Origin of the sequence: Streptomyces africanus (genome assembly GCF_030816955.1) — a bacterium.
Taxonomy (GTDB): domain Bacteria; phylum Actinomycetota; class Actinomycetes; order Streptomycetales; family Streptomycetaceae; genus Streptomyces; species Streptomyces africanus.
Map to the genome: position 1 here is coordinate 8,303,270 of NZ_JAUSYP010000001.1, position 19,605 is coordinate 8,322,874.

Here is a 19,605-nt window from a genome sequence, read left to right on the forward strand (position 1 = left end):
GTGACCTCGACCGGCCTGCCGGACAGCCTGATCGCCACCCTCCCCGGCTCTTCCTACACGGATCCCGCGGTCTTCGCCCAGGAGCAGGAACACATCTTCGAGGCGATGTGGTTCTGTGCCGTGCGCTCCGCCGACCTCGCCGGGCCCGGTGCCTTCCGCACCGTCGAGGTGGGCCGTGAGAGCGTCCTGATCACCCGGGCACGGGACACCTCCGTCCGCGCCTTCCTCAACGTCTGCCGACACCGTGGAGCCAGGCTCTGCACGGCGGAGACCGGCGAGGTCAAACGCGCCTTCCAGTGCCCCTACCACGCCTGGACGTACGACCTGACGGGCAAACTCGTCGCGGCGCCCAACCTCACCAAGATGCCCGACGTCAGCCGCACCGAGTACGGCCTGGCCCCCGTTGCCACGCGGGAATGGCTCGGCTATGTCTGGGTGTGCCTCGCGGCGAACCCGCCCCCCTTCGACGAGGTCGTGGGCGATGTGGTCGCGCGCCTCGGCGACACGGAGTCGATCGAGCACTACGACATCGACAACCTCGACGTCGGCCGACGGATCGTCTACGACGTGCGGGCGAACTGGAAACTCATCGTCGAGAACTTCATGGAGTGCTACCACTGCGCGACGATCCACCCCGAACTGACCGAGGTACTCCCCGAGTTCGCGGACGGATACGCCGCTCAGTACTACGTGGGACACGGCGCGGAGTTCGGCTCCGAAATCAAGGGCTTCACCGTCGACGGCTCCGAAGGCCTCGACCGCATTCCGGGCATCACCGAGGACCAGGACCGCCGGTACTACGCAATCACCGTCCGGCCGCAGGTGTTCATCAACCTCGTGCCCGACCATGTGATCTTCCACCGGATGTACCCGGTCGCCGCGGACCGCACCATCGTCGAGTGCGACTGGCTCTACCTCCGGCACGTCGTCGAGAGCGGCAAGGATGTCAGCCGGTCGGTGGAGCTCTTCGACCGGGTCAACCGGCAGGACTTCGACGCGTGCGAGCGCTGTCAGCCCGCGATGAGCTCCCGGCTGTACGCCAAGGGCGGAGTGCTCGTACCCAGCGAGCACCACATCGGCGAGTTCCACGCCTTCGTCCAGGAGCGCCTCGGCACGGGCCGGCCGCAGTAGGTCAGCCCAGGTAGCCCATGCGGTGGCTGATCTCGTCCGCGCCCTTGACCAGCGCAGGGGCGAGTTCGTGCATCCGGTCCTCGGTGAGCCGGTACGCCGGTCCCGAGGCGCTGAGCGCCGCGATGACCTCGCCGTCCCTGTTGCGGACCGGGGCCGCCATGGCGTGCAGTCCCACCTCGAACTCCTCCAGAGTCCAGGAGTAGCCGCGTTCGAGAGCCTCGACGAGGTTCTTCTCGAGCTTCGTCTTCGCGGTCAGGGTGCGGGGGGTCAGCTTCTTCAGGCCGGTCTCCGACAGCAGCGCGGCACGCTCCTTCGGCGGCATGTGGGCCAGCAGGATCTTGCCGCTGGAGGTGGCGTGCAGCGGCGTCAGCTGGCCGACCCAGTTGAACGCCGTGACAGCGCCGGGACCGCGTACCTGGTACAGGTTGATCGCGTAGTGCTCCTGCATCACGGCGAGGTTCACGGTCTCGCCGATCTCCTCGGCGAGACGCTCGCAGACCGGGCGGCTCTGCTGGGTGATGTCGATGCGGCCGGTGACCGCGCCGGCGAGCCGGACGAGGCCGAAGCCGAGGCGGTACTTGCCGCGCTCGCCCGCCTGTTCCACCAGACCGCGCACCTCCAGGGCGCCGAGCAGCCGGAACGCGGTCGACTTGTGGACATCGATCTCGGCGGCAACCTCGCTGACTCCCGCCTCGCCGCGCCGGGCCAGAATCTCCAGCACGGTGATGGCGCGGTCGACGGACTGCACCCCACCGGTCGGCGCGGTTGTCGTTTCGGCATCTGCATGGTAGTTGCTCACAACGCAACTATACGGGCGTTAAACATGGCGGCCAGTAGTGCAGGTCAAGGCCTTGTGCAGACCTCGGAGAAGTTGCGCGGTTCGCAACCTGGTGCGCATAGCGGTACGAGTACTAGCATGCCGCGCATTCTCAACGGCGCGAGCGAGACGAGGCCCCATGGCTCACGTGCAGTACGACTTCGTCATCGTCGGTGGTGGATCGGCCGGCAGTGCCCTGGCCAACCGGCTCTCCGCGGACCCGGGCAACCAGGTGCTGGTCCTGGAGGCCGGCCGGCCCGACTACCCCTGGGATGTCTTCATCCACATGCCCGCGGCACTGACCTACCCGATCGGCAGCCGGTTCTACGACTGGAAGTACGAGTCCGAACCGGAGCCCCACATGGGCGGCCGGCGCGTCTACCACGCGCGAGGCAAGGTGCTGGGCGGTTCCAGCAGCATCAACGGCATGATCTTCCAGCGCGGCAACCCCATGGACTACGAGCGCTGGGCGGCCGACCCGGGCATGGAGACCTGGGACTACGCGCACTGCCTGCCGTACTTCCGGCGGATGGAGAACTGCCTCGCCGCCGACCCGGACGACGAGTTCCGCGGTCACGACGGCCCTCTCGTCCTGGAGCGCGGCCCGGGGACGAATCCGCTCTTCGAGGCCTTTCTGAAGGCCACCGAGGAGGCGGGCCACGCTCCCACCGACGATGTGAACGGCTATCGGCAGGAAGGTTTCGCCCGGTTCGACCGCAATGTCCACCGCGGCCGCCGCCTGTCGGCCTCCAAGGCCTACCTCAAACCCGTACGCAAGCGCCCCAACCTCACGGTCAGGACGCGCTCCCTGGTCACCCGCGTCCTCTTCGAAGGCAAGAAGGCCGTCGGCGTCGAGTACCGGCGGGGCCAGGGCAGACCCCAGCGGGTGCGTGCCCGCGAAGTCATCCTCTGCGGAGGCGCGATCAACTCCCCGCAGCTGCTCCAGCTCTCGGGCGTCGGCAACGCAGAGGAGCTGCGCGCCCTCGGCGTCGACGTCGTACACGATCTGCCGGGTGTCGGCGAGAACCTCCAGGACCACCTGGAGGTGTACATCCAGTACGCCTGCAAGCAGCCCGTCTCCATGCAGCCGTACCTCGCGAAGTGGCGCGCCCCCTTCATCGGCCTCCAGTGGCTCTTCCGCACCGGCCCCGCCGCGACCAACCACTTCGAGGCGGGCGGCTTCGTCCGCGGCAACGAGGAGGTGGCCTACCCCAACCTGATGTTCCACTTCCTGCCCGTCGCGGTCCGCTACGACGGCTCCGTGCCCGCAGGCGGCCATGGCTACCAGGTGCACGTCGGGCCCATGTACTCCGACGCCGTCGGCTCGGTGAAGATCAAGAGCAAGGACCCGGCCGAGCACCCCGCGCTGCGCTTCAACTATCTGTCCACCGAGCAGGACCGACGTGAGTGGGTCGAGGCCGTCAGGGTCGCCCGCAGGCTGCTCAACCAGCCCGCCATGGCCCCCTACAACGCCGGGGAGATCTCGCCGGGGCCGACCGTCGAGACCGACGAGGAGATCCTCGCCTGGGTCGCCAAGGACGGCGAGACCGCGCTGCATCCGTCATGCACCTGCAAGATGGGCACCGACGAGATGGCCGTCGTGGATCCGGCCAGTATGCGGGTGCACGGGGTGGAGGGGCTGCGTGTCGTCGACGCGTCGGTGATGCCGTACATTACCAACGGCAACATCTACGCACCGGTGATGATGATCGCGGAGAAGGCGGCCGATCTCATCCTCGGGAAGAACCCGCTTCCACCGTCCGCCGCCGCCTATTACCGGCACCGCTCCCTGCCGTAACCAGCAGTTTTCAGACCGCCGACCGGCCCGGAGGCGAGGCGTTCCGGGCCTGCCGGTGCCGCGTCCTCGTGGCTGTCTCCTTGGCGAAACCGTCATCGGCCAACCCCTTGACGTGGGTTGCAGCCTTCTCCAGAGTGTTCCACCACAAGCAATTCGATGCACGATGCGCAACGCGATTCGCTCGAAGGGCCCTCGACGTGGCAGACCTGTACGTGGACGGAAAATGGCGGGATCCCGTGGCCGGCGGCCACCGGGAGATCCGTTGCCCCGCCGACGGCTCGCTCTCCGTGACGGTGTCCGAAGGCGCCCGCCCCGACGCCGAGGCAGCCATCGCCGCGGCCCGCCGGGCCTTCGACGAAGGGCCCTGGCCGCGCACCCCCGAGCGTGAGCGCGGTGCGCTCCTGCTGCGCACCGCCGACCTCCTCGAACGCGACGCCGACGCCTTCGCCCGCGCCGAATCGCTGGACACCGGCAAACGGCTGGTGGAGAGCGAGTACGACATCGCCGACGTCGTCTCCTGCTTCCGCTACTACGGAGGGCTCGGCGGCACCGACGCGGGCCGGGTGATCGACACCGGCCGCGCCGACGCCGTCAGCCGCGTCGTGTACGAGCCGATCGGCGTGTGCGCACTGATCACCCCCTGGAACTACCCGCTGCTCCAGGCGAGTTGGAAGGTGGCGCCCGCTCTCCTCGCGGGCAACACGATCGTCCTCAAGCCCAGTGAGCTCACCCCCTCGACGTCCGTCCTGCTGATGAAGGCGCTGGCGGAGGCCGGGCTTCCGGCCGGTGCCGCCAACCTCGTCCTGGGGCCCGGGCCCGAGGTGGGTGCACCGCTCGCCGAGGACCGGGCCGTCGACATGGTCTCCTTCACCGGCGGCCTGGACACCGGCAGACGCATCATGGCCACCGCCGCCGCGACCGTGAAGAAGGTCGCCCTGGAACTCGGCGGCAAAAACCCCAATGTCGTCTTCGCCGACGCCGACTTCGAGACGGCCGTGGACTTCGCGCTCACGGCCGTCTTCCTGCATTCGGGCCAGGTCTGCTCGGCCGGCGCCCGGCTGATCGTCGAGGACGCGCTGCACGACCGGTTCGTCGACGAGGTGGTCCGCCGCGCCCGGCAGATCCGGCTCGGCGGCCCCTTCGATCCGCAGGCCGAGACCGGCCCGCTGATCTCCGCGCAGCACCTGGCGAAGGTCGAGGCCTGTGTCGCGGCCGGACTCGCCGAGGGCGCCGTCCTGCGCTGCGGGGGCGCACGCCCCGACGACCCGGTCCTGGCCGGCGGCCACTACTACCCGCCCACCGTGCTCGACGAGTGCGGTCAGGACATGCGGGTCGTACACGAGGAGTCCTTCGGGCCCGTGCTCACCGTGGAGCGCTTCACCGACGAGGACGACGCCGTACGCATCGCCAACGACACCGAGTACGGACTCGCCGGCGCCGTCTGGACGCAGGACGCCGGCAAGGCCCAGCGGGTCGCCCGCCGGCTGCGCCACGGCACGGTGTGGATCAACGACTACCACCCCTATGTGCCGCAGGCGGAGTGGGGCGGGTTCGGGCACTCCGGCGTGGGCCGGGAGCTGGGCCCGACCGGCCTGGACGAGTACCGGGAGCCCAAACACATCTGGCAGAACATCCAACCCAGGCCGCAGCACTGGTTCCGCGGCTGAACGCCGAAAAGAGGTCGAACATGACCCCAGCAACGACCGAGGTGCCGCAGCGGCGCGGCACACCCCAGGACGCGGCAGGCACGCCGGTCATCTCCGTACGCGAGCTGTGGAAGGTGTTCGGGCCGAAGGCGGACCAGGTACCGGGCTCCGAGGAACTGCGCGGGCTCACCCGCCGCGAACTGATGGACCGTACCGGATGCACCGCCGCCGTGCGCGACGTGAGCTTCGACGTCGCGCCCGGCGAGGTGTTCGTCGTCATGGGCCTGTCCGGCTCCGGCAAGTCCACCCTGGCGCGCTGTCTGACCCGGCTCATCGAACCCACCGCCGGCGAGATCCTCTTCGAGGGCGAGAACATCCGCGACGCGGACGCGGGCCGCCTGCGCGAACTGCGCCGGAGCAAGTTCTCCATGGTCTTCCAGCACTTCGGACTGCTGCCGCACCGGCGGGTCGTCGACAACGTGGCGTTCGGGCTGGAGATACGCGGCATGGGCCGGGCCGAGCGCACCAAGCGGGCCCTGGAGGTCGTCGAGCTCGTCGGCCTCTCGGGGTACGAGAGCTCCTACCCCGACCAGCTCTCCGGCGGTATGCAGCAGCGCGTCGGGCTCGCCCGCGCGCTGGCCGGCGACCCGGACGTGCTCCTCTTCGACGAGCCGTTCTCGGCGCTCGACCCGCTGATCCGCCGCGACATGCAGAACGAGGTCATCCGGCTGCACCACGAGGTCGGCAAGACGATGGTGTTCATCACCCACGACCTGTCCGAGGCGCTCAAGCTGGGCGACCGCATCCTCATCATGCGCGACGGCAGGACCGTCCAGTGCGGCACCGGCGACGAACTGGTCGGCGCTCCCGCCGACGACTACGTACGCGACTTCGTCAGGGACGTGCCCCGCGGTGACGTACTGACCCTGCGGTGGATCATGCGCCCGGCGGAGCCCGACGACCCCCTGGACGGTCCCGAGCTCGGCCCCGACGTCGTGGTGAAGGAGGCCACGCGCGCGGTGCTCGCCGCCGAGAAGCCGGTCAAGGTCGTCGAGAACGGCAAGCTGCTCGGCATCGTCGGCGACGAGGAGATCCTCGCGGTGGTCGCCGGGCAGGAAGGCGACGCGTGATGACCGTCGCGACGGAGAAACCGGAGAAGACCGGGACCGCGGAGCCGCCCGCTCCCGCCCGGCGCGTGCGTACGGTCAACCGCGCCGTGGTGGTAGCCGCGATCCTGGTGCTCTGGCTGGTGCTCTTCGCCGTGCTGCGCGGCAAGCAGACCCTGTCCCTCGCGGCGGCCGACCTGACCGATCTGCACCGGTGGTTCAACGACGTCAACGACTCGATCGGCGCCGACCGCAACTCCAACCCCCTCTTCCTCTACTTCTTCAACGAGATCCGCCTGGTCATCGACACCCTGGTGACCTTCGTCCAGGAGCTGATCTCGCAGCCGCCCGCGGACCGCCCGGTTCCGCAGATCGGCTGGCTCGGTGTCGTCGGCATCGCCGGCTATGTCTCCTGGGCCGTGGGCAACTGGCGCGTCGCGCTGCTGGCCGTGGCCGGCTTCACCTTCCTCGGCCTGCAAGGGCTCTGGCAGGAGAGCATGGACACGCTGGCGCTGACCCTCTCCGCGGTCTTCGTCGCGCTGCTGTTCGCCATTCCCCTGGGCGTGTGGGCCGGGCTGTCGGAACGGTTCCACCGGATCGTCACGCCGTTCCTGGACTTCATGCAGACGATGCCGACCTTCGTCTATCTGGCGCCGCTGACCCTGTTCTTCCTGATCGGTCCCGCCTCGGCCACGATCGCCACCGCCATCTACGCGGCGCCACCGGCGATCCGCATCACCGCGCACGCCATCCGCTCCGTACCTCAGACCACGGTCGAGGCGGCGGACTCGATGGGCGCGACGCGGCGGCAGGCGCTGCTCAAGGTCCTGCTGCCGATGTCCAAGCGGACCGTGGTGATGGGCGTCAACCAGACGATCATGGCCGCCCTGGCCATGGTGACCATCGCGGCCCTGATCGACGCGCCCGGCCTCGGCAAGACCGTCGTCCAGGCCCTCCAGTCGCTGGACGTCGGCACGGCCTTCAACGCCGGTCTGGCCATCGTCGTCATGGCCATCGTGCTGGACCGGGTCACCACCGCGGCGAGCGCACGGGCGGAGACGGCCCGGGGCTCGGACAGCCCCTTCCTCAAGTGGCGGCGGCAGCTGCTCGCGGGCGGCGCGGTGGTGGCGCTGGTGCTGGCGTACCTGTCGCACACGTATGTGTGGGCGGCCGAGTTCCCCGGCGACGGCGGCATCGGCAGCAGCATCGCCAGGACGACGGCCGATGTGACCACCTGGGCACAGGACAACCTGTCGGGCCTGACCAACGCCTTCCGCGACGCCCTCACCAACGGCCTGCTCAATCCGTTCCAGACCGTGCTCACCGACTCCCCGTGGTGGCTCGTCGGCGCCGCCCTCGTCGCCCTCGGCACGGTGCTCGGCGGGTGGCGCGCCGGGGTCACCACCGCCGTGTGCGTGGGCCTGCTCGTCGGTACCGGTGTCTGGTCGGACGGCATGACGACGCTGGCGTCCACCGCGGTGGCGACGGTGCTGGTGATGCTGCTCGGCGTCGTCCTCGGGGTGTGGATGGGACGCAGCGCGCTCGTGGACCGGCTGCTGCGGCCCACCCTGGACGCGGCCCAGGTCATGCCGCCGTTCGTCTATCTCGTGCCGTTCCTCGCGCTGTTCGGCGCGACACGGTTCACGGCCATCGTCGCCGCGGTCGTCTACGCGGCGCCGGTCGCCATCAAGATCATCGCGGACGGGGTGCGGGCCGTGCCCGAGACCACCGTCGAGGCGGCGACGTCCACCGGGTGCAACACCTGGCAGATCATCACCAAGGTCCAACTGCCCATGTCGCGGGGCGCCCTCACCCTCGCGACCAACCAGGGCCTGATCTACGTGCTGTCGATGGTCGTGGTGGGCGGCCTGGTGGGTGCGGGTGCCCTCGGCTACGACGTCGTGGCCGGGTTCTCACAGGGCCAGCTGTACGGCAAGGGACTCGCCGCGGGGCTCGCCATCGTCCTGCTCGGAGTCATGTTCGACCGGATCACTCAGGCAGCGGCTCGCCGCGCCGGCGCATAAGGAGCACCACACCATGGCACGACACTTCAGAGCCGGCGCTGCCGGCCTGGCCGTCCTCGGCCTCACCCTCACGGCCTGCTCGGGCGCGAAGGTCGGTGACGACAGCGCGGGCGGCTCGGGCAGCTCGGGCAAGTGCGGCACCTTCAACCTCGCCATCAACCCCTGGGTGGGCTACGAGGCGAACGCGGCGGTCCTCGCCTACGTCGCCGAGCACGACCTCGGCTGCAAGGTCGAGCAGAAGAACCTGAAGGAGGAGATCGCCTGGCAGGGCTTCGGGACGGGCGAGGTCGACGCCGTAGTCGAGAACTGGGGCCACGACGATCTGAAGAAGAAGTACATCACCCAGCAGAAGACCGCCGTAGAAGCGGGCCCGACCGGCAACAAAGGCCTCATCGGCTGGTACGTGCCGCCGTGGCTGGCGAAGGCGCACCCGGACATCCTCGACTGGAAGAACCTCGACAAGTACGCGTCGAAGTTCAAGACCTCGGAGTCGGGCGGCAAGGGGCAGCTCCTCGACGGTGACCCCTCGTACGTCACCAACGACGAGGCGCTGGTGAAGAACCTGAAGCTGGACTTCAAGGTGGTGTACGCCGGCAGCGAGACCGCGCTCATCCAGGCCTACCGCAACGCCGAGAAGAACAAGGAATGGGTGATCGGCTACTTCTACGAGCCGCAGTGGTTCCTGTCCGAGGTGCCGCTCAAGAAGGTCAGCCTGCCCGCGTACAAGACGGGCTGCGACGCCGACGCCGAGAAGGTCGCCTGCGACTACCCGGTGTACGAACTCGACAAGATAGTCAGCGCCAAGTTCGCCAAGTCGGGCAGCCCGGCCTATGACCTGGTGAAGAAGTTCAACTGGACCAACGACGACCAGAACACCGTGGCCAAGTACATCGCGGTGGACAAGATGGCGCCCGAGGCCGCGGCGAAGAAGTGGGTCGAGGCCAACCGCGGCAAGGTCGACGCCTGGATCAAGTAGGGCGCACGACTGTCTGTGTGAACCCCGCCGGAAAGGCCCGGCAGGCTGTGTCTCCAGCCTGCCGGGCCTCTGCGTTTTCCGGTGATTCCTCCCCGCCGCTTCCGGGGTTTTTCCGGCGTCGCGGACCCCTTGACACGCCTGTCCACGGCGGGCACATTGAGTTGCGCAACCTGAACTCTGTTGCGCACACAGCAACTGCATCGCTTTCAACGTCGGAGGTGCGGCGATGGCGGGACCCCGGGTGGTCATCATCGGAGCGGGCGTCGTGGGGGCAGCGCTCGCCGATGAGATCTCCGCGCGAGGCTGGACCAATGTGACCGTCGTCGACCAGGGCCCGCTGCCCGCCACCGGGGGATCGTCGTCACACGCCCCGGGCCTGGTCTTCCAGACCAACCCCTCCAAGACCATGACCGAGATGGCCCGTTACACCGTCGAGAAGTTCTGCTCGCTCGACGTGGACGGCCAGCCCTGCTTCCTCCAGGTCGGCGGCCTGGAGGTGGCGACCAGCCCGGAGCGCGTCGCGGAACTCCAGCGGCGCCACGGCTGGCTCACCTCCTGGGGCATCGAGTCCCGGCTGCTGAGCACCGAGGAGTGCGTCGCACAGCACCCGCTCGTCAACCCGGACAAGGTCCTCGCCGGCCTCCACGTGCCCACGGACGGCCTCGCGAAGGCGGTCCTCGCCGTCGAGGCGCAGATCCGCCGGGCCACCGAGCGCGGCGTGCGCTTCCTCGCCCGCCACGAAGTCCTCGACGTACCAAAGGCCGACGGCGAGGTGACCGGCGTCCTCACCGACCAGGGCGAGATCCCCGCCGACATCGTCGTGTGCTGTGCCGGCATCTGGGGTCCGAAGATCGCCCGCATGGCCGGCATGAACCTCCCGCTCACGCCGCTCGCCCACCAGCTCGCCTGGACGGGCCCGGTACCGGCCCTGGCGGGCCAGACGCAGGAGGCGGTCCGCCCGATCCTGCGCCACCAGGACGCCGACCTCTACTACCGCGACCGCTTCGACGCCCTGGGCATCGGCTACTACGGCCACCGCCCGATGCCGGTCTCCGCCGACGACATCCTCTCCGTGGGGGAGGCCGAGGACATGCCGTCCGTCCTGAAGTTCACCGAGGAGGACTTCGAGGAGGCCTGGAGCGAGACCCGGTCGCTGCTCCCCGCGACGAAGGACGCCAAGGTCGAAGAGGGCATCAACGGCCTGTTCTCCTTCACCACCGACGGCCTGCCGCTGCTCGGCGAATCCCCGGACCTCAAGGGCTTCTGGGTCGCCGAGGCCGTCTGGGTCACCCACTCCGCGGGCGTCGGACGGGCCATGGCCGAGTGGCTGGTCGACGGCCACTGCTCCTCGTTCGACCTGCACGAGTGCGACGTCAACCGCTTCGAGCCGCACCAGCTCTCGCCGGAGTACGTGCTGGCCCGCGACTGCCAGAACTTCGTCGAGGTCTACGACATCCTCCACCCCCTCCAGCCCTCGGGGGACCCGCGCCCGATCCGCACCAGCCCGTTCCACGCCCGCCAGCAGGAGCTGGGCGCCTTCTTCCTGGAGGCGAACGGCTGGGAGCGCCCCCAGTGGTACGAGGCCAACGCCGGCCTGGTCGAAGGCCGTTCCATCCCGACCCCCAACGACTGGGCCGCCCGGTACTGGTCGCCCATCGTCGGCGCCGAGGCCCAGGTCACCCGCGAGACCGTCGCGATGTACGACATGACGGCCCTCAAGCGCCTGGAAGTGAGCGGCCCCGGTGCCGCCGCCTTCCTGGAGCGGTTGTGCACCGGCAAGGTCGCCAAGTCCGTCGGCTCGGTGACGTACACGCTGCTGCTCGACCACGACGGCGGCATCCGCAGCGACATCACGGTCGCCCGGCTGGCCCCCGACCGCTTCCAGGTCGGCGCCAACGGCAACCTGGACCTCGACTGGTTCACCCGTCACCTCCCGGCCGACGGCACGGTCCAGGTCCGCGACATCACGCCCGGCACGTGCTGCATCGGCCTGTGGGGGCCGCGCGCCCGCGAGGTCCTCCAGCCGCTCACCGACGCCGACTTCTCGGCGACCGGCCTGAAGTACTTCCGCGCCCGGAGCGCCCACATCGGCTCCGTCCCGGTGACGGCCATGCGCCTGTCGTACGTCGGAGAGCTCGGCTGGGAGCTCTACACCACCGCCGACCTGGGCCAGAAGCTGTGGGACACCCTCTGGCAGGCGGCCGAACCGCTCGGCGGCATCGTCGCCGGCCGCGGCGCCTTCAACAGCCTGCGTCTGGAGAAGGGCTACCGCTCCTTCGGTACCGACATGACCTACGAGCACGATCCCTACGAGGCCGGTGTCGGGTTCGCCGTCAAGCTCGACAAGGACGACTTCATCGGCAAGGCGGCGCTGGAGCGGCGTAAGGCGCAGGTGCGGCGCAAGCTCACGTGTCTCACGATCGAGGACCCGAGGGCGGTCGTGATGGGCAAGGAGCCGGTGTACGACGGTGACTGTGCGGTCGGGTACGTCACGAGTGCGGCGTACGGCTACACGATCGGCAAGGGGATTGCCTATGCGTGGCTGCCGGCGGAGCTTGCGGCTCCGGGGACCGTGGTGCACATCGGGTACTTCGACGAGTCCGTCGAGGCCGTGGTTGCCGATGAGCCACTGTTCGATCCCGCCATGTCCCGTCTTCGTGGCTGAGCTTTCGAGTGCGGCTTCGTCGTGGCTGGTCGCGCAGTTCCCCGCGCCCCTTGGGGGCGTCAGCCACAGCCTCGTTGGAAGGAACCCCAGGTGACCGCACAACTCCTCGACGGCAAGGCGACCGCCGCCGCCATCCGGCTCGAACTCGCCGAGCGCGTGGCCAAGTTGACCGCGACCACGGGCCGTGCGCCGGGTCTCGGTACCGTGCTGGTCGGTGACGATCCCGGCAGCCACGCATACGTCGGCGGCAAGCACCGGGACTGCGCCCAGGTGGGCATCGCCTCCCTCCGCCGGGAGCTGCCCGCCGACGCCTCGCAGCGGCAGGTCGAGGAGACGATCGACGAACTCAACGCCGACCCTGCCTGCACCGGCTACATCGTCCAGCTCCCGTTGCCGCGCCATCTCGACGCGGGCGCCGTACTGGAACGCATGGACCCGGCCAAGGACGCCGACGGACTGCACCCCGTCAACCTCGGCCGGCTCGTCCTCGGTGCCGAGGCCCCGCTGCCGTGCACCCCGCGCGGCATCGTCGAACTGCTCCGCCGCCACGACGTGCCGCTCGCGGGAGCGCGGGTGTGCGTGATCGGCCGGGGCGTCACCGTCGGACGGCCCATCGGACTGCTGCTCACCCGCAGGTCCGAGAACGCCACCGTGACCCTGTGCCACACCGGCACCAGGGGCCTGGCCTGGCATGTGCGCGAGGCGGACATCGTCGTCGCGGCCGCAGGCTCGCCCGGACTGATCACCAAGGACATGCTGCGCCCCGGCGCGGCCGTCCTCGACGTCGGCATCACCCGCACCGACCAGGGCCTGGTGGGGGACATCCACCCCGACGCCGCCCAGGTCGCCGGATGGCTGGCGCCGATGCCCGGGGGAGTGGGCCCCATGACCCGGGCCATGCTGCTCGCCAATGTCGTCGAGGCCGCCGAGAGGAACGCGAACGCCGTATGAACGCGCTGAACACACCCCTGGCGGAGCTGGACCCCGAAGTCCACGCCGCGCTCCGCGCCGAACTGCGCCGCCAGCAGTCCACCCTGGAGATGATCGCCTCCGAGAACTTCGCGCCCTCCGCGGTGATGGAGGCCCAGGGCTCGGTCGCGACCAACAAGTACGCCGAGGGCTACCCCGGCCGCCGCTACTACGGCGGATGCGAACACGTCGACGTCACCGAACGGCTGGCCATCGAGCGCGTCAGGTCCCTCTTCGGCGCGGGCTTCGCCAACGTGCAGCCGCACTCGGGCGCCCAGGCCAACACCGCCGTCTTCTTCGCCCTGCTCCAGCCCGGCGACACCGTCCTCGGCCTCGACCTCGCGCACGGCGGGCACCTCACGCACGGCATGCGCATCAACTACAGCGGCAAGATGCTGAACGTCGTGCCGTACCACGTGTCGGACGGGGACAACCTCGTCGACATGGACGAGGTCGAGCACCTCGCCAAGGAACACCGCCCCAAGATGATCATCGCGGGCTGGTCGGCGTACCCGAGGCAGCTGGACTTCGCGGCCTTCCGGAGGATCGCCGACGAGGTCGGTGCCCTGCTGATGGTCGACATGGCCCACTTCGCCGGACTGGTGGCGGCGGGACTGCACCCCAACCCCGTACCGCACGCCCACGTCACGACCACCACGACCCACAAGACCCTCGGCGGCCCGCGCGGCGGCGTCATCCTCACCAACGAGGCCGATCTCGCCAAGAAGATCAACTCGGCGGTCTTCCCCGGCATGCAGGGCGGGCCCCTGGAGCACGTCATCGCCGCGAAGGCGGTGTCGTTCAAGGTCGCCGCGTCACCGGAGTTCGCCGAGCGCCAGGCCCGTACGCTCGCCGGCTCCCGCATCCTCGCCGAACGCCTCACCCGGGCGGACGCGGCAGCGGCCGGGGTACGGGTCCTGACCGGAGGCACGGACGTCCACCTCGTCCTGGTCGACCTGCGCGCGTCGGAGCTGGACGGCCGGCAGGCCGAGGATCTGCTCCACGAGATCGGCATCACCGTCAACCGCAACGCAGTGCCCTTCGACCCGCGCCCGCCCATGGTCACCTCGGGCCTGCGCATCGGCACCCCGGCCCTGGCCACCCGCGGCTTCACCGAGGCGGACTTCGCCGAGGTCGCGGACGTGATCGCCCTCGCCCTCCAGCCGGAGCCGGACGTGCCCGCCCTGCGCGCCCGCACGGAGGCCCTGGCCGCCAAGCACCCGCTCTACCCCCACCTGTCCGAAGACGGAGACGCCCGATGAGCCCCCGCACCCCCGGCGCCGAGCTTCCCGAACACCCCGACTGGCTGTGGCGCAACCCCGAGCCGAAGCGCTCGTACGACGTCGTCGTCGTAGGCGGCGGCGGTCACGGCCTGGCCACCGCCCACTACCTGGCGAGGAACCACGGCATCACCAACGTCGCCGTGCTGGAGAAGGGCTGGCTGGCAGGCGGAAACATGGCCCGCAACACCACGATCATCCGCTCCAACTACCTCTGGGACGAGAGCGCCGGCATCTACGAACACGCGCTCAAACTGTGGGAGGGCCTGGCCGAGGAACTCGACTACCCGATCCTCTTCTCCCAGCGTGGCGTACTGAACCTCGCCCACAGCCTCCAGGACGTCCGCGACAGCGTGCGCCGCGTCGAGGCCAACCGCCTCAACGGCGTGGACGCCGAGTGGCTCGACGCGGACGGCGTCAAGGACGTCTGCCCGATCGTCAACATCTCCCAGGACGTGCGCTACCCCGTCCTGGGCGCGACCTACCAGCCGCGCGCGGGCATCGCCAAGCACGACCACGTGGCATGGGGTCTGGCCCGCTCCGCCGACGCCGCCGGGATCGACATCATCCAGAACTGCGAGGTGACCGGCCTCGACGTCGTCGGCGACCGGGTCGTGGGAGTACGGACCACCCGCGGCCCGATCGCGGCGGGCAAGGTCGCGCTCTGCTCGGCGGGCCACACCTCGGTCCTCGCGGCCATGGCGGGCATCGAACTCCCCCTCCAGAGCCACCCGTTGCAGGCGCTGGTGTCGGAGCTGCTGGAACCCGTCCACCCGACGGTCGTCATGTCCAACGCGGTCCACGTGTACGTCAGCCAGGCCCACAAGGGCGAGCTGGTCATGGGCGCGGGCATCGACGCGTACAACTCCTACACCCAGCGCGGCGCCTTCCACATCATCGAAGAGCAGATGTCGGCGGCCCTGGAGCTCTTCCCGGTCTTCGCCCGGGCCCACGTCCTGCGCACCTGGGGCGGCATCGTCGACGTCAGCCCCGACGCCTCACCGATCATCGGCCTCAGCCCGGTGGACAACCTCTACCTCAACTGCGGCTGGGGAACCGGCGGTTTCAAGGCCACCCCGGGCGTCGGCTGGGTCTACGCCCACACCATCGCCCACGACTCACCGCATCCGCTGAACGCCCCCTTCTCGCTCGACCGTTTCACCACCGGCGCGCTCGTCGACGAGCACGGCGCGGCCGCGGTCGCCCACTAGGACCATCAGGGAGCCGACCCATGCTGCTGATCCCCTGCCCGTGGTGCGGGCCCCGCGACGAGGCCGAGTTCCACTACGGCGGCCAGGCCCATGTGCCGTACCCGCAGGACCCGTCCTCCCTCACCGACGAGGAGTGGGCCCGCTACCTCTTCTTCCGCGACAACCCCAGGGGCCCCTTCGCCGAACGCTGGAGCCACGCGGCAGGCTGCCGCCGCTGGTTCAACGCGGTGCGGGACACGTCCACGAACGAGATCCTGACGGTGTACCGGGCGGGGGAGGAGCGCCCGGAAACGGTGGAGCCGCGTCCAGCCACTTTCCAGCCGAGTCGGGCACAACCAGCCCGTCCGGCGCTTGAGGACGAGGCCGTTCAGGCCGAAGCGGGGTCCGGGGCGGCAGCCCCGATGGGGGTGCAGGGGGCGCAGCCCCCGCGGGGGTCTGGGGGCGCAGCCCCCAGCGGGGTCGAAGGGGCGGAGCCCCTTCAGGATGGGACGGGTAGGGGCGGCGGGGGCGAGGAAACCCAGCCGTTCCGCCACCCCACCCACGGCCGAATCCACCGCGACACCCCGATCACCTTCACCTTCGACGGCACCGCATACCAGGGCTACAAGGGCGACACCCTCGCCTCCGCCCTCCTCGCCAACGGCGTCATCCAGACCGGCACCAGCATCAAGCTCGGCCGCCCACGCGGCATCTTCTCGGCCGGCGCCGAGGAACCCAACGCGGTCGTCCAGATCGAGGCCCCGTTCCCCGAGCCCATGCTCCCGGCCACCACCGTCGAGCTCTACGACGGCCTCGTCGCGACCGGCCTCCCCGGCCAGGGCCGCCTCGCCACCGCCCCGGACCCGGCCCGCTACGACGCCGTACACACCCACTGCGACCTCCTGGTCGTCGGCGCGGGCCCGGCCGGCCTCGCCGCAGCGGCAGCCGCCGCCCGCTCGGGCGCCCGCGTCATCCTCGCCGACGACCAGCCGGAACCGGGCGGCAGTCTCCTCGGCACCGGAGAGCACCTCGACTGGGTGACCGAGACGACCGCCCGGCTCGACGCCGCCCCCGACGTCCACGTCCTGCGTCGCACCACCGTCTTCGGCTACTACGACGACAACCACCTCCTCGCCGTGGAGCGCCGCACCAACCACCTCGGCGCCGAGGCCCTGGAACACGTCTCCCGCGAACGCGTCTGGCGCATCCGCGCCCGCCGCGTCGTCCTCGCCACCGGCGCGCACGAACGCTCGCTGGCCTTCGCGGACAACGACCGCCCCGGCGTGATGCTGGCCGCCTCGGCCCGCGCCCACGTCAACCGCCACGGCGTCCTGCCCGGCCGCCACGCGGTCGTCTTCACCACCAACGACAGCGCCTATGCGGCAGCACTGGACCTCGCCGCGGCGGGCGTGGCCGTCGAGGCCGTCGTCGACACCCGCGCCGAGCCGGGGGAGTGGGCGGAGCGTGCCCGGCAGGCCGGCATCGAGGTGCTGGCGGGCCACGCCGTCACCGGCACGGAAGGCGCTCCCCGTCTCACGTCCGTGACCGTCGCCCCGTACGGGGAGACAAACGGAGAGACAACAGGCGGACGGGAGTTCGCGGCCGACCTCCTCCTGGTCTCCGGCGGCTGGAACCCGGTCGCGCACCTGTTCAGCCAGGCGGGAGGCAAGCTCCGCCACGACGAGGAACTCGGCACCTTCGTCCCCGACACCTGCCGCCAGGCGGTCGAGGTCGCGGGCGGCGCGAGCGGCGTCTTCGATCTGGCGCGAGTTCTCGCCCAAGGGGCCGCCGCAGGAGCCCGCGGGATCGAGGCCGAGGGCTACACCCCGGAAGAGGTCCACCTGCCACGGGTGGCCACCATGCCGCAGACGCCGCCCATGCCGGTCTTCACCGTCCCGGGCCGGGAAGGCGCCCCGCGCTTCGTCGACCTGCAACGCGACGTCACCGTCGACGACCTGGCCCGGGCGACCGGTGCCGGCCTGCGCTCCGTCGAGCACACCAAGCGCTACACCACGGCCGGCACGGCGAACGACCAGGGCAAGACCTCCGGCGTCCTGGCCGGCGGCGTCGTCGCCGAACTGCTCGGCGTGGACATCTCCGCGCTCGGCACCACCACCTTCCGGCCGCCGTACACCCCGGTCTCCTTCGCCGCTCTCGCCGGCCGGCACCGCGGTGCCCTGCACGACCCGATCCGCACCACGGCCCTGCACGCGTGGCATGTCGCGCACGGCGCCCTGTTCGAGAACGTCGGCCAGTGGAAGCGCCCCTGGTACTACCCGCAGGACGGCGAGGACAGGGAGACGGCGGTGCTGCGCGAGTGCGCCGCCGCCCGCGAGGGCGTCGCCTTCATGGACGCCTCCACCCTCGGCAAGATCGACGTCCAGGGCCCGGACGCCGGGGTCTTCCTCGACCTGCTCTACACCAACATGATGAGCACCCTGAAGGTCGGCATGATCCGCTACGGCGTGATGTGCCGCCCGGACGGGATGGTCTTCGACGACGGCACGGTGATCCGCCTCGACCGGGACCGCTACCTGGTCACCACCACGACGGGCAACGCCGCCGCCGTGCTGGACTGGATGGAGGAGTGGCTCCAGACGGAGTGGCCCGAACTGCGCGTCCACTGCACGTCGGTGACCGAGCAGTGGGCCACCGTCGCCCTGGTCGGCCCGCGCTCCCGCGAGGTCCTGGGCACGCTCGCCCCCCGACTCGCCGTCGCAGCCGAGGACTTCCCGTTCATGGCGTGGCGCGAGACGGCGGTCGCCGGCACCGACGCGCGGGTGTGCCGGATCAGCTTCTCCGGCGAACTCGCCTACGAGATCAACGTGTCACCGTGGGAGGCCCTCGCCCTGTGGGAGGCGTTGTACGAGGCCGGCGCCCCGTACGGCATCACCCCCTACGGCACGGAGACCATGCACGTCCTGCGCGCGGAGAAGGGCTATCCGATCGTCGGCCAGGACACCGACGGCACCGTGACGCCGCAGGACCTCGGCATGAGCTGGGCGGTGTCCAAGAAGAAGAAGGACTTCATCGGCAAGCGTTCCTTCGCCCGCGCCGACACCGCCCGCCCCGACCGCAAGCACCTGGTCGGGCTGCTTCCGGAGGACCCGGGCACGTTCCTCCCAGAAGGCACACACCTGGTCGCGGGCGGTGTGCTGCCCGCGCCGCCCGTCCCGATGCTCGGTCACGTCACCTCCAGTTACCGCAGCGCGGCCCTCGGCCGGACCTTCGCCCTCGCGCTCGTCAAGGGCGGCCGGGACCGCATCGGTGAGCGCCTCTACGCCCCCGTGGGCGACCGGCTGGTCCCGGTGACCGTCGCGAGCCCCGTCCTCTACGACCCCGAGGGAGCCCGCCGCGATGGCTGACACCGCCGTTACCACCCCGCTCCGCAGCCCCCTGTCGCATGCCGCCGGCCGGCTGGCCGCCGCGACCCGCGCCTCCGGGGGCGCGATCCGGCTGGCGGAACTGCCCTTCCTGACCCAGATCAATGTGCGCCTCGACCCCAAGGGCGCGGCGGCGGACGCCGTGGGGCTGGCGCTGGGCCTCCAACTCCCCGTCGAACCCGGCACCGTCGTCCGCGCAGGGGACCTGACCGCGCTGTGGCTCGGTCCCGACGAGTGGCTCGTGGTGGGACCACCGGGCGGTGGGCAGGACCTGGAGGGCCGGATCCGTGAGGCCGCGGGCGACGAGCCCGTGTCCGTCATCGATGTGTCGGCTCAGCGCACCACGCTCCTCGTCGCGGGCCCCCGGGCCCGCGACCTGCTGGCCCACGGCTGCTCGCTCGATCTTCACCCCCGGGTCTTCGGCCCGGGGCGCTGCGCCCAGACGAACCTGGCCCGCACGCAGGTCGTCCTGGTCGCCCGTGACGAGCCCCGGGCCGGGTTCTGGGTGCTGGTCCGGTCGTCCTTCGCCGGCTACCTGACGGACTGGCTGCTGGACGCGGCCGTGGAGTGGACGGGCTGACGCGGGCAGCGTGAAGCGGCGGTCGGTGATCCGGTGTCCG

The 19,605-nt window shown here is 70.4% G+C and carries 13 protein-coding genes; 12 read left to right on the forward strand and 1 reads right to left on the reverse strand.

Annotated features, from left to right (window positions below):
* Positions 1-1,131: an aromatic ring-hydroxylating oxygenase subunit alpha gene (locus QF034_RS37815; protein WP_307179162.1), complete on the forward strand. Its 1,131-nt coding sequence runs from the start codon at positions 1-3 to the stop codon at positions 1,129-1,131.
* A 1-nt stretch (position 1,132) separates the two neighbouring features.
* On the opposite strand, the gene QF034_RS37820 is transcribed toward QF034_RS37815, so the two are convergent.
* Complete coding sequence (locus QF034_RS37820) at positions 1,133-1,879, reverse strand: IclR family transcriptional regulator (RefSeq protein WP_307180072.1); 747 nt, start codon at positions 1,877-1,879, stop codon at positions 1,133-1,135.
* Positions 1,880-2,087: 208 nt separating this feature from the next.
* Between QF034_RS37820 and betA the strand changes: the two genes are divergently transcribed.
* The 11 genes from betA to QF034_RS37875 all read left to right on the forward strand — a co-directional run bounded on the left by betA (position 2,088) and on the right by QF034_RS37875 (position 19,565).
* Positions 2,088-3,746: a choline dehydrogenase gene (gene betA / locus QF034_RS37825; RefSeq protein ID WP_307179163.1), complete on the forward strand. Its 1,659-nt coding sequence runs from the start codon at positions 2,088-2,090 to the stop codon at positions 3,744-3,746.
* A gap of 197 nt (positions 3,747-3,943) precedes the next feature.
* The gene (locus QF034_RS37830) at positions 3,944-5,413 is read left to right on the forward strand and encodes an aldehyde dehydrogenase family protein (protein ID WP_307179164.1); all 1,470 of its coding nucleotides are present in this window, start codon (positions 3,944-3,946) and stop codon (positions 5,411-5,413) included.
* Between the two features lie 20 nt (positions 5,414-5,433).
* Complete coding sequence (locus tag QF034_RS37835) at positions 5,434-6,522, forward strand: quaternary amine ABC transporter ATP-binding protein (RefSeq protein ID WP_307179165.1); 1,089 nt, start codon at positions 5,434-5,436, stop codon at positions 6,520-6,522.
* Entirely contained in the window at positions 6,522-8,522 is a 2,001-nt protein-coding gene (locus tag QF034_RS37840; protein ID WP_307179166.1) for an ABC transporter permease, read from the forward strand. The genes QF034_RS37835 and QF034_RS37840 overlap by 1 nt, the downstream gene beginning before the upstream one ends.
* A 13-nt stretch (positions 8,523-8,535) precedes the next feature.
* Entirely contained in the window at positions 8,536-9,498 is a 963-nt protein-coding gene (locus QF034_RS37845; protein ID WP_307179167.1) for an ABC transporter substrate-binding protein, read from the forward strand.
* 226 nt (positions 9,499-9,724) lie between these two features.
* A complete protein-coding gene (locus QF034_RS37850) occupies positions 9,725-12,163 on the forward strand; it encodes a GcvT family protein (protein WP_307179168.1) in 2,439 nt (812 codons plus the stop codon).
* Between the two features lie 90 nt (positions 12,164-12,253).
* Entirely contained in the window at positions 12,254-13,114 is an 861-nt protein-coding gene (locus QF034_RS37855) for a bifunctional methylenetetrahydrofolate dehydrogenase/methenyltetrahydrofolate cyclohydrolase (RefSeq protein WP_307179169.1), read from the forward strand.
* Entirely contained in the window at positions 13,111-14,394 is a 1,284-nt protein-coding gene (gene glyA / locus QF034_RS37860) for a serine hydroxymethyltransferase (protein ID WP_307179170.1), read from the forward strand. Before QF034_RS37855 ends, glyA begins: the two co-directional genes overlap by 4 nt.
* Positions 14,391-15,623, forward strand: a complete 1,233-nt coding sequence (locus QF034_RS37865; protein WP_307179171.1) for a sarcosine oxidase subunit beta family protein — start codon at positions 14,391-14,393, stop codon at positions 15,621-15,623. The genes glyA and QF034_RS37865 overlap by 4 nt, the downstream gene beginning before the upstream one ends.
* A gap of 20 nt (positions 15,624-15,643) precedes the next feature.
* The gene (locus QF034_RS37870; protein ID WP_307179172.1) at positions 15,644-18,967 is read left to right on the forward strand and encodes a sarcosine oxidase subunit delta family protein; all 3,324 of its coding nucleotides are present in this window, start codon (positions 15,644-15,646) and stop codon (positions 18,965-18,967) included.
* The gene (locus QF034_RS37875) at positions 18,960-19,565 is read left to right on the forward strand and encodes a sarcosine oxidase subunit gamma (protein ID WP_307179173.1); all 606 of its coding nucleotides are present in this window, start codon (positions 18,960-18,962) and stop codon (positions 19,563-19,565) included. The genes QF034_RS37870 and QF034_RS37875 overlap by 8 nt, the downstream gene beginning before the upstream one ends.
* The last annotated feature ends 40 nt before the right edge of the window (positions 19,566-19,605 follow it).

Excerpts from the sequence above, each read along its gene's own strand:
- betA (WP_307179163.1), top strand. The coding sequence starts at position 2,088 with ATGGCTCACGTGCAGTACGACTTCGTCATCGTCGGTGGTGGATCGGCC.
- QF034_RS37835 (WP_307179165.1), top strand. The coding sequence starts at position 5,434 with ATGACCCCAGCAACGACCGAGGTGCCGCAGCGGCGCGGCACACCCCAG.
- QF034_RS37840 (WP_307179166.1), top strand. The coding sequence starts at position 6,522 with ATGACCGTCGCGACGGAGAAACCGGAGAAGACCGGGACCGCGGAGCCG.
- QF034_RS37845 (WP_307179167.1), top strand. The coding sequence starts at position 8,536 with ATGGCACGACACTTCAGAGCCGGCGCTGCCGGCCTGGCCGTCCTCGGC.
- QF034_RS37850 (WP_307179168.1), top strand. The coding sequence starts at position 9,725 with ATGGCGGGACCCCGGGTGGTCATCATCGGAGCGGGCGTCGTGGGGGCA.
- glyA (WP_307179170.1), top strand. The coding sequence starts at position 13,111 with ATGAACGCGCTGAACACACCCCTGGCGGAGCTGGACCCCGAAGTCCAC.
- QF034_RS37865 (WP_307179171.1), top strand. The coding sequence starts at position 14,391 with ATGAGCCCCCGCACCCCCGGCGCCGAGCTTCCCGAACACCCCGACTGG.
- QF034_RS37870 (WP_307179172.1), top strand. The coding sequence starts at position 15,644 with ATGCTGCTGATCCCCTGCCCGTGGTGCGGGCCCCGCGACGAGGCCGAG.
- QF034_RS37875 (WP_307179173.1), top strand. The coding sequence starts at position 18,960 with ATGGCTGACACCGCCGTTACCACCCCGCTCCGCAGCCCCCTGTCGCAT.